The following is a 12,830-nucleotide window of genomic DNA, read 5'->3' on the forward strand; positions in this document are numbered from 1 at the left end:
GACAGGAAGAACCAAGGATTGCCTGAAATGACCGCCGAGACCGTTCTTTCCAATGCCCGCATCGTGCTTGCCGACGAGATCGTCGAGGGCTCGCTGGTGCTGCGCGACGGGTTTATCGCCGACGTCGATGCAGGTAGCAGCCGGACCGGCGAGGACATGGGCGGCGACTATGTCATTCCTGGGCTGGTCGAACTGCATACCGATCATCTCGAGGGCCATTACGCACCAAGGCCGAAGGTGCGCTGGAATCCGATCGCGGCTGTGCTTGCCCATGACGCGCAGGTGGCGACGGCCGGCATCACCACCGTGCTCGACGCCTTGCGCGTCGGCATGGACGAGGACGCCGATCTTACCTTGGCCGATATCCGCAAGCTGGCCGATGCAATCGAGGACAGCGTCGCGCAGGATCGTCTGCGCGCCGATCATTTCCTGCATCTGCGCTGTGAGGTTTCGGCGCCAGACTGCTTGCAGGCCTTCGCCAATTTCGACGGCGACGAGCGGGTCAAGCTGGCATCGCTGATGGACCATGCGCCGGGACAGCGCCAGTTCGTCAATCTGGAAACCTACGCCTATTATTACCAGCGCAAGCTGAAGCTGACCGACCGCGACTTCCAGAAGTTCTGCGAGAAGCGAATGGGCGAGTCGGCGCTCAATTCGAGGCCGAACCGGGTGCACATCGCCGCCGCCTGCCAGGAGCGCGGCATCGTGCTGGCCAGCCATGACGATGCCACCATTGGCCACGTCGGCGAGGCGATCGAACAGGGCGTGCGCGTCGCCGAGTTCCCGACCACCGAGGAAGCGGCACGCGCTTCGAAGGCCGCAGGCCTGGGCGTGCTGATGGGTGCGCCCAACGTCATGCGCGGCGCCTCGCATTCGGGCAATGTCTCGGCGCGAACGCTGGCCAGCGACGGCCTGCTCGACATCTTGTCATCCGACTATATTCCCTTCAGCCTGATCCAGTCCGCCTTCTTCCTCGGCGACATGGTCGAAGGCATTTCGCTGCCGCAGGCGGTCGCCATGGTTTCGAAGAACCCGGCCGAAGCGGTTGGCCTCAATGACCGCGGCATCATCGAGCAGGGCCGACGCGCCGACCTGGTGCGCGTGCGCGTCGACGACCATGTCCCGGTGGTGCGCACCGTCTGGCGGCAGGGACTGCGTGTTGCATGATGGTGTCGGCCTTGATCGAGCGTGAACTGTCCGCGGAAACGTTTCCGATCCGCCATGGCGTTTTCGTCGCTATCGTCGGCCCAAGCGGCGCCGGCAAGGACACGGTGATCGGCTACGCCCGCGCGCTGTTCACCGACGAGACCCGGCTGGAGTTCGTCCGCCGCGTCATCACCAGGCCGAGCGATGCGGCGAGCGAGGATCACGACACGCTGGCCGACGCCGCCTTCGTCGAAGCCGAGGCCGATGGCGCCTTCGCCATCTCCTGGGAGGCGCATGGCCTGCGCTACGGCCTGCCGGCCGATGTCGACTGGTCGGTGGCCAACGGCCACGTCGCAGTGGCCAACGTGTCGCGCGCGGTCATTCCGGTGTTGCGCGAACGCTACGCCAACCTGGCCATCGTCGAAATCACCGCATCGCCGGATGTGCTGGCCGAGCGGCTGGCGATGCGCGGCCGCGAGTCGCGCGGGGAAGTGCTGGCGCGGCTGGCACGCAGCGCCAATGTCACCCTGTCCGGTCCTGGCGTCACCTCGATCGACAACAGCGGCGCGCGCGAAGTCGCCGGCGAACGCTTCGCCGAATTGTTGCGCAAGGCCATGGCCTTTTCCGACATGTCGGGCCTGATCTGATCAAGAGCAGATCCAGGAAAGTGTGAAACGGTTTCCAATCAGAATTGCGCCGAACAAGGAGGTAGGACCTGCCCTCCTGCAGCCGCGGCGTGTGCGGCTCGACTGGACGAAGCTCCGCCGGCTAGCGCCTCGCTTGCTTTTGCTGCCATCGAAGCATTGCGTGGTGCTGACCGCATAGTGATCTGAACTGCCCTTCCGAAGGTGGAAACGAACGGCAAAAAAGATCATGCTCGACCGAGACGATACAGGAAGCCTCTCATGCAAACACTGACGCCCATCCTCTCGACGGTCACCGCGGCGTTTCTCGCGTCCGTCGTCGAGGTCGTCGAGGCTTTCACCATCGTGCTTGCGGTCGGAGTGGCGCGCGGTTGGCGCCCGTCGCTGACGGGTGCCGCGCTGGCCCTGGCGGTGCTGGCGGCGCTGGTACTGGCGTTTGGCCCGTTGCTGGCGCTGGTGCCGACCACCGCGCTGCAATTCGCCGTTGGGGTACTCTTGATCCTGTTCGGCATGCGCTGGCTGCGGAAGGCCATCCTGCGCAGTGTCGGCGTCATCGCCCTGCATGACGAGGAAGCAGCCTTCGCCAAGGAAACCGCCGCTTTGCACCAACAGGCCAAAGACCGCCGCGCCGACTACCTCGCCGGGTTGGCCTCGTTCAAGGCGGTGCTGCTGGAAGGCGTCGAAGTGGTGTTCATCGTCATTGCCGTCGGCGGGGCCCACGGGCAGACGCTTTACGCCGGCCTGGGCGCGCTGGTGGCATTCATCCTGGTGATGCTTGTCGGATCGGCCGTCCACCGGCCGCTGGCGCGCGTTCCCGAGAATGCGCTCAAATTCGTGGTCGGGCTGATGCTGACCAGCTTCGGCATCTTCTGGACCGGCGAGGGCATTGGTGCCGACTGGCCGGGCGCCGATCTCGCTCTGCTCGCCATCTTCGCAATGGTCGCGCTGGCGTCCTTCGCCATGGTGCGCTGGCTGCGCAGCACCTATCCCGCCGCCGCTGGAGGGCTCGCCCGATGAACGCTGTTCGTCTCATTGCCAGGGAGTTCTTCGGCATGTTCGTCGATGACGGCAACCTGGCGCTGCTGGCGCTGGTCCTGGTGGCCGCCGTCGTGGCGGCGGTGAAGCTGCTGGCGCTGCCGCCGCTCATCGGCGGCGTGCTGCTGCTGGTCGGCTGCCTCGCCGTCCTGCTGCATAGCGTTCGCCGCGCGGCCCGCCGGACCGATCGATAGCGACCGCCCCGCACGGGATGTTCCTTGCCGCTGAATTGGCGGCGCGGCTATTCCGCCGGCGCCCCGGCGACGTTCTTGCGGGCGGCCTCGACCATCAGCCGCCGTGCCCTGAACACGCCCCATTGCTGATCGACCAGCACGCCGATGAGGATGACGCCGCCCATCACCGCGAAGTTGAGGGAGGACGGAATGCCGAGCAGATTGACGAGGTTCTGCAGCTCCTGCAGCAGCACGGTGCCGAGAACGACGCCGATCAGCGAGCCTTCGCCGCCGCGCAGCGAGAAGCCGCCCAGCACTGCCGCCGCGATCGCATAGAGCTCGTAGAACTGGCCGTGACTGGCCGGCGAGATCGAGCGCGTGTACATGGCGAAATAGATCGCCGACAAGGCCGTCAGCACGCCGCAGATGACATAGGCCGCCATGACGATGCGGCCGGTGCGGATGCCCGAATATTTCGCCGCCTCCTCGTTCTTGCCGATGGCGTAGAGATAACGGCCGAACACCGATCGGTGCAGCACCACCCACATGACGATGGCGATGACGATCAGCGCGATGAAGGAGTTCGGCACGCCCCAGGAGCGGCCGGCGGTGAGGAATTCCAGCTCTGGGAAATTCTGGCCGAAGGCAAAGCCGGCGGTGCCGTCGGCGGTGTAGAAGCGGGCGACGCCGCGATAGATCAGAAGGCCGCACAAGGTCACCACGAAGGGCTGCAGCTTGAGCCGCGTGATCAGCCAGCCATGCACAAGGCCGATGATGGCGCCGAGCGCGATGATCAGCACGAAGGCCAGCGGCCAGTCCAGATCGCGCACGGCGATGAAGTCGATGAACAGCGTTCCCAGCAAGGCGACCACCGAGCCGACCGACAATTCGATGCCGCCGGTGATGATGACGAAGGCCTGGCCGATCGACAGGATGCCGAACAGGCCGATCAGGTTCGAGGTGTTGGCAAGGTTGATTGGCAACAGGAAGCGCGGATTGATGATGGCGACAATCGCGCCGACCACCAGGATCAGGATCAGCAGCCCAAGATCTTTCTTGCTCATCGTCTTCTCCCCAATGCCTGCCCGAGCAGGTTCGCGGGTCTCACGAGACCCGCGCTACAAAACTATTTCGGCTGCTTGCCCACCGCCAGCAGCAGCACGTTTTCCTGGCTGAACTGGTCCTTGTCGAGAATGCCGGATATCTGGCCCTCATGCATGACGGCGATGCGATCGGACACGCCGATCACCTCCTCCATGTCGCTGGAGATCATCAGCACGGCGACGCCGGCATCGGCGAGCGCCCGCATCAGCCCGTAGATTTCGGCCTTGGCGCCGATGTCGATGCCGCGCGTCGGCTCGTCGAGGATCATCACTTTCGGGTTCATGGCCAGCCACTTGCCGAGCACGACCTTCTGCTGGTTGCCGCCCGACAGCGTGCCGGTGCGCGTCTGCACCGAAGGCGCCTTGATGCCGAGGTCTTTCTTCTGCTTCTCGGCGGTGGCGCTTTCCGCACTTGCCGAGACCAGGGAACGCTTGGCATGCGCCGGCAGATTGGGCAGCGAAATGTTCTGTGCGATCGACAGGTCGAGCAGGATGCCGGTCAGCTTGCGGTCTTCCGGGACCAGGAAGATGCCGCGCGCGACGGCGTCGGCGGCCGAGCCCAGCACAAGCGGTTTGCCGTCGAGTTCGAGCGTGCCGCCAAGGCTGCCTTCGATGCCGAAGAACACCCGCGCCAGTTCGGTGCGGCCGGAGCCGACAAGGCCGGCAAGGCCAAGGATTTCGCCGCGCCTGACGTCGAGGTCGACAGGCCGGCCGGGATAGGTGGGGGTGCGCACCGCCTTGGCCGCAAGAGCGACGGCGCCGGGCGCCCGGGCTGCTTCGGAGGCCTTCTCGCGTTCCTTCAGCATGCGGCCGATCATCAGCTTGACCATCTGGTCGTGGTTGATGTCGCGTTTCTGAAGCGTGCCGGCCAGCATGCCGTCGCGCAGCACGACGACACGGTCGGCGACGCGCTCGATCTCGTGCAGGCGGTGCGAAATGAAGATGACGCTGATGCCGTCGGCCTTCAGCGCCTTGATGACGTCGAGCAATTTGTCGGTCTCGGCGATCGGCAGGCTCGATGTCGGCTCGTCGAGAATGACCAGGCGCGCCTTGATCGACAGCGCCTTGGCGATCTCGACCATCTGCTGCTGGGCGAGCGACAGGTCGGCGACCTGCATGTCGGCGGAGAAATTGGCGCCAACGCGCTTGAGCAGCGGCGCCACCATGGCGCGCAGCCGGGCGCGGTCGACGAGCCTGAGCGGCCCGGCGCGCAGCGGCTCGCGGCCGAAGAAGATGTTGGCGGCAACATCGAGATTGTCGAACAGGTTGAGTTCCTGGTGGACGAAGGCGATGCCCGAACCCAGGCTGCCTTCGACCGTCAGGCTGTTGTGGGCGGTGCCGTCGACGGTGATGGTGCCGGTGTCCGGCTTGGTGACGCCGCCGAGGATCTTCATCAAGGTGGATTTGCCGGCGCCGTTCTCGCCGACGAGGCCGATGACCTCGCCCGGCCTCACCTCCATGGAAAAACCATCGAGCGCGACGACGCCCGGATAGGTCTTGCGCACGTTCTCAAGGCTGAGAAACGGGTTGGTCGCGGCGATGGATGTGTCGGAATAATTCATCATGCCTGACAGCAGTTGACGGGCCGGCCTCCCGGCAGACTGACGGTCCTCGAAGGGTTCGTCAATGCGAACAGCCGGCTCAAGCGACTTGAGCCGGCTGAACTGCCTTGGGCTTAGTTTCCAGCCATCGCCTTCAGATTGGCGGCGTATGCGTCGACGTCATCCTTGCCGATGATCTTGGTCGGGATGATGATCAAATTGCCCGCCGGGATGCCCGACTTGTCGCCCTTGAGATAGGCGGCCATCAGCTTCATGCCCTGATAGGCCCATTCGAACGGCTGCTGCACGACGGTGGCGGCGATGGTGCCTTCCTTGACGCCGCCCAGCGTGATCGGATCGTCATCGAAACCGACGACGGTGATCGAGCCGAGCTTGCCGGCGTCGCGCAGCGCTTCATAGATGCGCGGCGTGTTGTAGGAGTAGAAGCCGACCATGCAGGTGACGTCGGGGCTCGCGACCAGCGCGTCCTCGACATTCTTCTTGGCGCGGGCCTGATCGATGTCGTCGCCGCGCACGTCGACGAGTTCGATCTTGGTACCGGCAAGACCGTCCTTCATGCCCTGGATACGCTCCTTGGCATTGTCGGCGCCGAGCAGGCCGACGAAGCCCAGGCACTTGCCGCCATCGGGCATCGCCTTCTTGGCGATTTCGGCCGCCTGCTTGCCGGCATCGACGTTGGACGAGCCGATATAGGCGACGCGTTTGGTCTGCGGAGCATCCGAGTCGGTGGTGAACAGCGCCGTTTGCGAGGCGATCTTGTTCAGGCCGTCGGTCGAGGTCTTGGGATCGACGGCCGAGACCATGATGCCCTTGACGCCGGCCGTCACCAGATCGTCCATCAGCCGCTGCTGGATGGCGACCGAGGACTGTTCCGGATATTTGAGCTCGAGCGTGTAGTCGGGCAGTTCGCCCTGCGCCTTCTTGACGCCGGCTTCGGCCGCCTTCCAAAAATCGGAAGCGCCGTTGACGACGAAGGCCAGCGTCGGCTTGTCGTCGGCGCGCGCGATGGCTGTCGCCGTGAGGCCAAGCAGCAGCGCTGCGGTGGCGACGGATGCATTGCGTATCAAGGATTTCATGTTCAACCTCCCGTTTTGGTGCAGCCATTCGGCTGACCGGTCTTAGTCACTAGAATTGCTTGCTCACCTGAATATGCCGCTTGCGGCTTGGACGCCCCTCCTCCTCAAGGGTACCCGGCACTGAAAGAATGGCGTCGTTCCAGCCACGAGCACGGACTTTAGAGACTCATCCCTCATTCGTAAATAGTCCGATTTGTCTGACATATCACATGTCCGAGACAAAGCTTCGCGGGGGCACTATCCGCTCGCCATCGGGCCGTTCACATGCACCTCCCGCCGCTCCGGATCCAACCGGACCTGGACGCGACCGATCGACGTTACAGCGCATTTTTGTATTAGTAAACAGTATTAGTTAGACCCTGCCGGGGCACCCATCGTTGTGGCTTGGCGGCTGCTTTGCCGACAAACCGCTGAGTTGGCACGCGGGCGTTCACGCCTTTCTGTCCCTGCCGTTCCGGGATGGACATCGTCACATGGCCGATGGACGGACAGTCTACTAATAGATATAAACGCAGCGACGGTTTCTATAAGCTGGCGACGCCGCGCCATCTTGCCGGGCGGACAGGCCGCCGCTAGGACAGGCCGGGGATCTGGGGACACTTGTGCAATGAGCGAGACGACGGACGGCCCGATCGAAACGGCGCGGCGCCGCAAGGCAGCGGCGAAGCCCAAGGGCCGGGTGACCATGACCGACATCGCCAGGGCCGCCGGCTGTTCGCAGGCGACGGTTTCCTTCGTGCTCAACAATTCGCCGGGGATAAAACTGTCGCAGCAAACCCGCGAACGGGTGATCGAGGCCGCCCGCGCGCTCGGCTACAGCGCGCCCGCCTTCTCGGCGCTGAAGATGCCAATTGCCGCCTTCGAGGGGCCAGTCTTCGAAGGACCGGCCTTCGATGGACTTGACGGGGTGATCGGCTTCGCCGTCGACCAGTTGGCGACCAGCCCGGAAGCGGTGGTCGCCATCGAGGGCGCCCGCCAGGCCTCGTGGAATGCCGGCAACGTGCTTCTGGTGGCGCAGACCATGGGCGACGCCGTGATGGAACCGCGCGCCATCCAGGCGCTGACCCGGCGGGGCATTTCGGCGCTGATCTACATGACCATCTTCACCCGCGAGATCACCGCGCCCGACTACCTCTACGGCCTCGACATCCCGGTGATCCTGCTCAACTGCTACACGGCGGACTATGCCTTCCCGGCCGTGGTGCCCTCCGAGATCGCCGGCGGCCAGAGTTCCACCCGGCACCTGATCAGCCACGGCCACCGCCGCATCGCCACCATCACCGGCGAACCCTGGATGCAGGCCGCGCAGGACCGGCTGAAAGGTTATCGCCGCGCGCTCGCCACCGCCGACATCCCGTTCGATCCCGAACTGGTGGTCGAGGGCGACTGGTCGGCGAGCGCCGGCTATGCCGCGACCGTCAAGTTGCTCGCGCTAAAAGACCGCCCGACCGCCATCTTCTGCCAGAACGACCGCACCGCGATCGGCTGCTACGAAGCGCTGAAGGAGGCCGGCCTGCACATTCCGCAGGACATCTCCGTGGTCGGCTACGACGACGAGGAAATCGCCCGTCACCTGTTCCCGCCGCTGACCACCTCGATCCTGCCGCACATGGCGATGGGGCAGTGGGCGATCGAACAGCTGGAAGCGCCGCCGGCGCCTGGGCGAGGACGCTATCCGATCACCAAGCTGGAGTGCCCGCTGGTGGAACGGGAGAGCGTGCGGGCGGTGAAGGGCGGCTAGACGGGAGGGTTCTCCCCGCAAGGCTCTGGCTGCGGGGCCAGGATTTGGCCGTCCAGGCCTCAGAAAGGGATTTCAGCGCCCGCCTGTTCGTCGAACAGAACCGAGCACCCTCGCGCAAGCGCCACCTTCGAAAGCGCATTTGCCACCGCGTGGTCCGATGACACGAAATCGCCGGTCAGCACCCGCAACTCTTCCACCCCTTCGGCCATCGAGACGAAATTCCCAACCGCGGGATCGCGCTTGCACGCCTCGACCACGCAAAGCAGATCGATCATTTCGAAGCTGTGCATCGTCAGCCTCCAGAAAAAATCCGTCCCTTGCAGGATCATGAACGCATCCGCGCAAGATAATGTTCCCGGCTCGCCTTCAAGCTGGAGTCCCCGTCGGTGGAGCGGGGACGCGCGAGGGCGGTGAATGCCGGCTGACGGCGACTGATTGGCGAACGGGCACCGATCCGAGCGCCATGGACTGGATAAAAGGCGGGTTTGGAATATTTCATTCCTCGACAGGCTACTCAAATATGATTGACCAGCCGCTCTTCGCAAAGGTCTCCCGAATGGCACTCAACGGTCCCCGCCCGACCTGGCTTACCTTCGACTGCTACGGAACGTTGATCCAGTGGGATGAAGGGCTGATGGCGGCGATGGAGACGATCCTGTCGCGCAAGGGCCGCAAGATCGAGGCGGAAGAATTCATTCCCGTCTACGACCGGCACGAACACCAGCTGGAGCATACCAAGCCGCATCTCTCCTTCGCCGACGTCACGGCAAAAGCCTTGCAGCTGGCGATGCGCGATTTTTCCCTGGAAGCGGATGCCGGCGACGCGGAGCTGCTGACGTCCTCGATCGGACGGATGCCGCCTTTCCCCGAAGTTGTCGCAACGTTGCGCCGGCTGAAGCAAGCCGGCTTCAAGCTGGCGATCATCTCGAACACCGACGATGCGATCATCGCCGGCAATGTCGCGCAACTGGGCGGCTCAATAGACCGGGTCATCACGGCGCAGCAGGCGCAAGCCTACAAGCCATCGCGGCAGATTTTCGAACATGCATGGCGAACCCTTGGCGTGACCAGGGAAGAACTGGTGCACATATGCGCCAGCCCGCATCTCGACCTGACCGCCGCGCGCGACCTCGGCTTTCGCGCCGTGTGGGTCGATCGCGGCACAGGGCGCCGCCCGCCGGCGGACTATGAGCCAGACGCGATTGCGCATGGGCTGGATGACGTGCCGGGGTTTTTCCAGAAGGCTGGGTGGATCTAACTGCTCATTTCTCCGCAGACGTCCACACATGGGCGAACGAGACACCGCGAAGACCGGCGTTTCGGACCTTCTCAACGAAACTGCCGGTGACATAGACGGCCGAGGCCCGCATCGGCAGTCTGAAGAGCTCCGCGGCGCCAATTCTCTCTGTCCTGAAGACATGACGCTCGATGTCAAGGATGTCTCCATTGTCGAAATAGGCGATGCGCGACCGCTCATGATCGAGGGCGTCGAGGACGGTCGTGGTGTTGAAAAGCCAGACTGCTTCCCCCTCTAGGGGCAGAAGCTGCCCGTGCCCACCAAGAGTCGGCGCCAGTGCTTGGACGGCGGGCTTTTTCAAGATCGGCGCGTGTTCGCCCAGCCACGGGAAATCGGAGTAGGTCCGGCCTGCCGTATCCAGTTTCATGACAGGGGCGACCCAATCCTGAATGACGCGGCCGTCCAGCGCAAAGAAGGTCTCATAATCGTCGTCGTCAGCCGGGAATATCCATTCCTGATCTTCGACGACTTGGAACTTGTGTACGGTCAGTGGCATCGCGCGTTTTTCTCCCCGGCGATCATCGTCAGAATTCCGCATGCATTTCGCGAAACAGGCGCGGCGAGACGCCGAAGCGGCGCTCGAAGGCTTCGGAGAAGCGCGTCGCCGGGGACAAGCCGACTTCGGCCGCGACCGACTTCAGCGAAAGCCCGCGGCACAGCAGCATGCGGGCGGCATCGAGGCGCGCTGTCTCGACAAACCGGGCCGGCGTTTCGCCGGTGGCCGCGACGAACTTGCGATGAAACGTCCGCTCGCTGAGGCCGGCGCGATCGGCCAGCACAGGAACTTCCAGCGATGCGCCGAGGTTCGCCAGTATCCAGGCGATCAGCTCGGCGAAAGGACTATCGGCCTTCACCTGCGCCTGAAGCAACGGGCTGAACTGGGACTGGTAGCCGGGGCGTCGCGCATAAAGCACGAGCCGTTTGGCGACCTCGCCGGCAATCTCGGCGGACAGATCGTGCGCGACCATGGCGAGCGCCATGTCGATGCCGGTGGTAACCCCGGCTGAGGTCCACAGCCGCCCATCGACCACGTAGAGCGAATCCGGGTCGACAGTGACGGATGGAAAGGCGGCGCCGAGCGGCGCGCAGGCATCCCAGTGGGTGGCGACACGATGCCCGTCGAGCAGTCCGAGCCTTGCGAGGATGATCGCGCCTGAACAGACGGAGCCAAACCGCTGCGCCTTGCCCGCCAGCTTCCGGAGCGACGCTGCCCAGGCGGAATGCGCAAGGACCGGCAGCAGGTGCTCGCGCTCCGCGCCGGCGACAAGGAGCGTGTCGACTGCCTTGCGGGCGCGTTCTTCCAGGCTTTGCGTCTCGACGGCGATGCCGCTGCTGCTCGCCACCGGCCCGCCCGCGGCCGAGACGAGGTCGATAGCGTAAAACGGCGGTTTCTCACGCAACCCCAGCGATCGATTGGCGCTGGTGAAGACCGAGATCGGCCCCGACGTGTCGAGAAGCTCGAAGCCGGGATAGACGGCGAAGGTGACATTGTGCATTGGCAGAAAATGCCATGTTTATGTCATTCCCGCCAGAGGGTGCGCTCGATACCGTGACGAGGGGAGCTACGCTCGATCGGGGATGCCCATGCGTAATCTCATCCGGGCTGGATTGGCCCTCATCGCCCTGCCGGCGGCAGGCCTCGGCCTTTGGCCGAGGACGCAGCTCGAACACCCGCAATACGGAGCGGGACCATGAAGGCGCTGATCGCCGGCGCCGGCATCGGTGGGCTAACGACCGCGCTCTTCCTGCACCGGGCCGGCATCGAGGTGGAGATCTTCGAGCACGCCGAGACGGTGCGCGAACTCGGCGTCGGCATCAACATGCTGCCGCACGCTGTCGGCCTGCTGGCCGAACTCGGGCTGATGGCGGCACTCGACGCGGCCGCAATCCGCACGCGCGAACTGATCTATGCGAACCGGTTCGGCCAGATCGTCTGGCGGGAGCTGCGCGGCATCGAGGCAGGCCATGCCGTGCCGCAGTTCAGCATCCATCGCGGCACGCTGCTGGGCTTGATTCATCGGGCTGTGATCGACCGGTTGGGGCCGGGCGCCATCCGCACGGGTTGCGGCGTGACCGGCTTCGAACAGGAGGGGCGCCGGGCCACGGTTTACCTCTCGGAAGCCGGGAAGTCCTTGCAGGCGAGCGGCGATCTGCTGGTCGGCGCCGACGGGATTCACTCCACCGTGCGCGCAAAACTCTATCCCGACGAGGGGCCGCCGATCTGGAACGGCGTCATGCTCTGGCGCGGAGCCACGTGGTGGCCGACATGGCGGGACGGCTGCACCATGGCGATCGCTGGCGGCAACCATGCCAAGTTCGTCTTCTATCCGATCGGAAAGGATCCCGACAATCCAGGCATGCGCCTGACCAACTGGGCCGTGATGGCCAGAAGCCGCGAATCGACCTCCCGAAAGCTCACCCTCGGCGACTGGAGCCGGCCCGGCAAGCTCGACGAGGTCTTGCCGTTCGTGCGCGACCGCTTCCACCTGGATTATGTCGACCCGGCGGAGATCATCCGCGCCACCGGTGCGTTTCATGAATATCCCAACTGCGACCGCGAGCCGCTGCCGCGCTGGTCGTTCGGACGCGTCGCCCTGTTGGGCGACGCCGCCCACCCCATGTATCCCGTCGGCTCGAACGGAGCGAGCCAGGCCATCCTCGATGCCAGCTCCCTGGCGGAACATCTGCGGACCCAGGAATCGGTGGAGGCCGCGCTCGCGGCATACGACGCGGAACGCCGTCCCAACACGGCGCAAATCGTCCACTCCAACCGCAAGGGCGGGCCGGAAGGCGTGATCGATCTCGTGGAAAGCCGAGCACCCGACGGCTTCGACGACATCGAGACCGTCGCATCCTACGAGGAACGCCAGCGGGTCGTGCGTGGCTATGCAAGCCTGGCCGGATTTGCCGCGGACAATCCGCAAAAGCGGGTCAAGCATGCCAGAGGCAGGTTCAAGCCATAAGCCTCCCGAAACCTCGGCCGCTTGAAGGGCGTTCGCGGCAAGATCGCGGATGACGTTCAAGGCGCGTACGGGGCGTTCTTCCGGTATAAA

Annotated in this window: 13 protein-coding genes; 7 read left to right on the forward strand and 6 right to left on the reverse strand. The window is 64.6% G+C overall.

Annotated features, from left to right (window positions below; all coding sequences use genetic code 11):
• Nucleotides 1–27: 27 nt before the first annotated feature.
• The 4 genes from AC0NIH_RS02350 (at nt 28) to AC0NIH_RS02365 (ending at nt 3,019) form a co-directional block, all read left to right on the forward strand.
• On the forward strand, nt 28–1,167 hold the full coding sequence (locus AC0NIH_RS02350) for an alpha-D-ribose 1-methylphosphonate 5-triphosphate diphosphatase (protein WP_023776032.1): 1,140 nt from the start codon (nt 28–30) through the stop codon (nt 1,165–1,167).
• Nucleotides 1,164–1,793 carry a phosphonate metabolism protein/1,5-bisphosphokinase (PRPP-forming) PhnN gene (gene phnN, locus AC0NIH_RS02355; RefSeq protein WP_473469290.1) on the forward strand — a complete coding sequence of 210 codons (630 nt, stop codon included), beginning with the start codon at nt 1,164–1,166 and terminating at the stop codon, nt 1,791–1,793. The genes AC0NIH_RS02350 and phnN overlap by 4 nt, the downstream gene beginning before the upstream one ends.
• A gap of 258 nt (nt 1,794–2,051) precedes the next feature.
• A complete protein-coding gene (locus tag AC0NIH_RS02360; protein WP_473469288.1) occupies nt 2,052–2,807 on the forward strand; it encodes a COG4280 domain-containing protein in 756 nt (251 codons plus the stop codon).
• Nucleotides 2,804–3,019, forward strand: a complete 216-nt coding sequence (locus tag AC0NIH_RS02365) for a hypothetical protein (RefSeq protein WP_224689507.1) — start codon at nt 2,804–2,806, stop codon at nt 3,017–3,019. The genes AC0NIH_RS02360 and AC0NIH_RS02365 overlap by 4 nt, the downstream gene beginning before the upstream one ends.
• Nucleotides 3,020–3,066: 47 nt before the next feature.
• On the opposite strand, the gene AC0NIH_RS02370 is transcribed toward AC0NIH_RS02365, so the two are convergent.
• The 3 genes from AC0NIH_RS02370 to AC0NIH_RS02380 form a co-directional block, all read right to left on the reverse strand.
• On the reverse strand, nt 3,067–4,062 hold the full coding sequence (locus AC0NIH_RS02370; RefSeq protein ID WP_023769271.1) for an ABC transporter permease: 996 nt from the start codon (nt 4,060–4,062) through the stop codon (nt 3,067–3,069).
• Nucleotides 4,063–4,124: 62 nt separating this feature from the next.
• On the reverse strand, nt 4,125–5,663 hold the full coding sequence (locus tag AC0NIH_RS02375) for a sugar ABC transporter ATP-binding protein (protein WP_023769272.1): 1,539 nt from the start codon (nt 5,661–5,663) through the stop codon (nt 4,125–4,127).
• Between the two features lie 113 nt (nt 5,664–5,776).
• Nucleotides 5,777–6,739 (reverse strand): sugar-binding protein, encoded by a 963-nt coding sequence (locus AC0NIH_RS02380; RefSeq protein WP_473469286.1) that lies wholly within the window; start codon nt 6,737–6,739, stop codon nt 5,777–5,779.
• Nucleotides 6,740–7,346: 607 nt separating this feature from the next.
• On the opposite strand from AC0NIH_RS02380, the gene AC0NIH_RS02385 reads away from it, so the two are divergent.
• Nucleotides 7,347–8,480 carry a LacI family DNA-binding transcriptional regulator gene (locus tag AC0NIH_RS02385; RefSeq protein WP_352709512.1) on the forward strand — a complete coding sequence of 378 codons (1,134 nt, stop codon included), beginning with the start codon at nt 7,347–7,349 and terminating at the stop codon, nt 8,478–8,480.
• Between the two features lie 59 nt (nt 8,481–8,539).
• On the opposite strand, the gene AC0NIH_RS02390 is transcribed toward AC0NIH_RS02385, so the two are convergent.
• The gene (locus AC0NIH_RS02390; RefSeq protein WP_013891763.1) at nt 8,540–8,770 is read right to left on the reverse strand and encodes a hypothetical protein; all 231 of its coding nucleotides are present in this window, start codon (nt 8,768–8,770) and stop codon (nt 8,540–8,542) included.
• A gap of 266 nt (nt 8,771–9,036) precedes the next feature.
• Here AC0NIH_RS02390 and AC0NIH_RS02395 point away from each other — a divergent pair, with 266 nt between their 5' ends.
• On the forward strand, nt 9,037–9,738 hold the full coding sequence (locus tag AC0NIH_RS02395; protein WP_473469284.1) for a haloacid dehalogenase type II: 702 nt from the start codon (nt 9,037–9,039) through the stop codon (nt 9,736–9,738).
• A gap of 4 nt (nt 9,739–9,742) precedes the next feature.
• On the opposite strand, the gene AC0NIH_RS02400 is transcribed toward AC0NIH_RS02395, so the two are convergent.
• The gene (locus tag AC0NIH_RS02400) at nt 9,743–10,273 is read right to left on the reverse strand and encodes an imm11 family protein (protein ID WP_473469282.1); all 531 of its coding nucleotides are present in this window, start codon (nt 10,271–10,273) and stop codon (nt 9,743–9,745) included.
• A 28-nt stretch (nt 10,274–10,301) separates the two neighbouring features.
• On the reverse strand, nt 10,302–11,273 hold the full coding sequence (locus tag AC0NIH_RS02405; RefSeq protein ID WP_473469280.1) for a GlxA family transcriptional regulator: 972 nt from the start codon (nt 11,271–11,273) through the stop codon (nt 10,302–10,304).
• Nucleotides 11,274–11,468: 195 nt separating this feature from the next.
• On the opposite strand from AC0NIH_RS02405, the gene AC0NIH_RS02410 reads away from it, so the two are divergent.
• Nucleotides 11,469–12,740, forward strand: a complete 1,272-nt coding sequence (locus AC0NIH_RS02410; RefSeq protein WP_473469278.1) for a flavin-dependent oxidoreductase — start codon at nt 11,469–11,471, stop codon at nt 12,738–12,740.
• The last annotated feature ends 90 nt before the right edge of the window (nt 12,741–12,830 follow it).

Source organism: Mesorhizobium sp. WSM1386, assembly GCF_055901595.1.

Bases quoted from the DNA above. Each gene is read 5' to 3' on its own strand.
- AC0NIH_RS02390 (WP_013891763.1), bottom strand. From the start codon at position 8,770: ATGCACAGCTTCGAAATGATCGATCTGCTTTGCGTGGTCGAGGCGTGC.
- AC0NIH_RS02400 (WP_473469282.1), bottom strand. From the start codon at position 10,273: ATGCCACTGACCGTACACAAGTTCCAAGTCGTCGAAGATCAGGAATGG.
- AC0NIH_RS02350 (WP_023776032.1), top strand. From the start codon at position 28: ATGACCGCCGAGACCGTTCTTTCCAATGCCCGCATCGTGCTTGCCGAC.
- phnN (WP_473469290.1), top strand. From the start codon at position 1,164: ATGATGGTGTCGGCCTTGATCGAGCGTGAACTGTCCGCGGAAACGTTT.
- AC0NIH_RS02385 (WP_352709512.1), top strand. From the start codon at position 7,347: ATGAGCGAGACGACGGACGGCCCGATCGAAACGGCGCGGCGCCGCAAG.
- AC0NIH_RS02410 (WP_473469278.1), top strand. From the start codon at position 11,469: ATGAAGGCGCTGATCGCCGGCGCCGGCATCGGTGGGCTAACGACCGCG.
- AC0NIH_RS02375 (WP_023769272.1), bottom strand. From the start codon at position 5,663: ATGAATTATTCCGACACATCCATCGCCGCGACCAACCCGTTTCTCAGC.
- AC0NIH_RS02370 (WP_023769271.1), bottom strand. From the start codon at position 4,062: ATGAGCAAGAAAGATCTTGGGCTGCTGATCCTGATCCTGGTGGTCGGC.
- AC0NIH_RS02360 (WP_473469288.1), top strand. From the start codon at position 2,052: ATGCAAACACTGACGCCCATCCTCTCGACGGTCACCGCGGCGTTTCTC.
- AC0NIH_RS02395 (WP_473469284.1), top strand. From the start codon at position 9,037: ATGGCACTCAACGGTCCCCGCCCGACCTGGCTTACCTTCGACTGCTAC.
- AC0NIH_RS02365 (WP_224689507.1), top strand. From the start codon at position 2,804: ATGAACGCTGTTCGTCTCATTGCCAGGGAGTTCTTCGGCATGTTCGTC.
- AC0NIH_RS02405 (WP_473469280.1), bottom strand. From the start codon at position 11,273: ATGCACAATGTCACCTTCGCCGTCTATCCCGGCTTCGAGCTTCTCGAC.
- AC0NIH_RS02380 (WP_473469286.1), bottom strand. From the start codon at position 6,739: ATGAAATCCTTGATACGCAATGCATCCGTCGCCACCGCAGCGCTGCTG.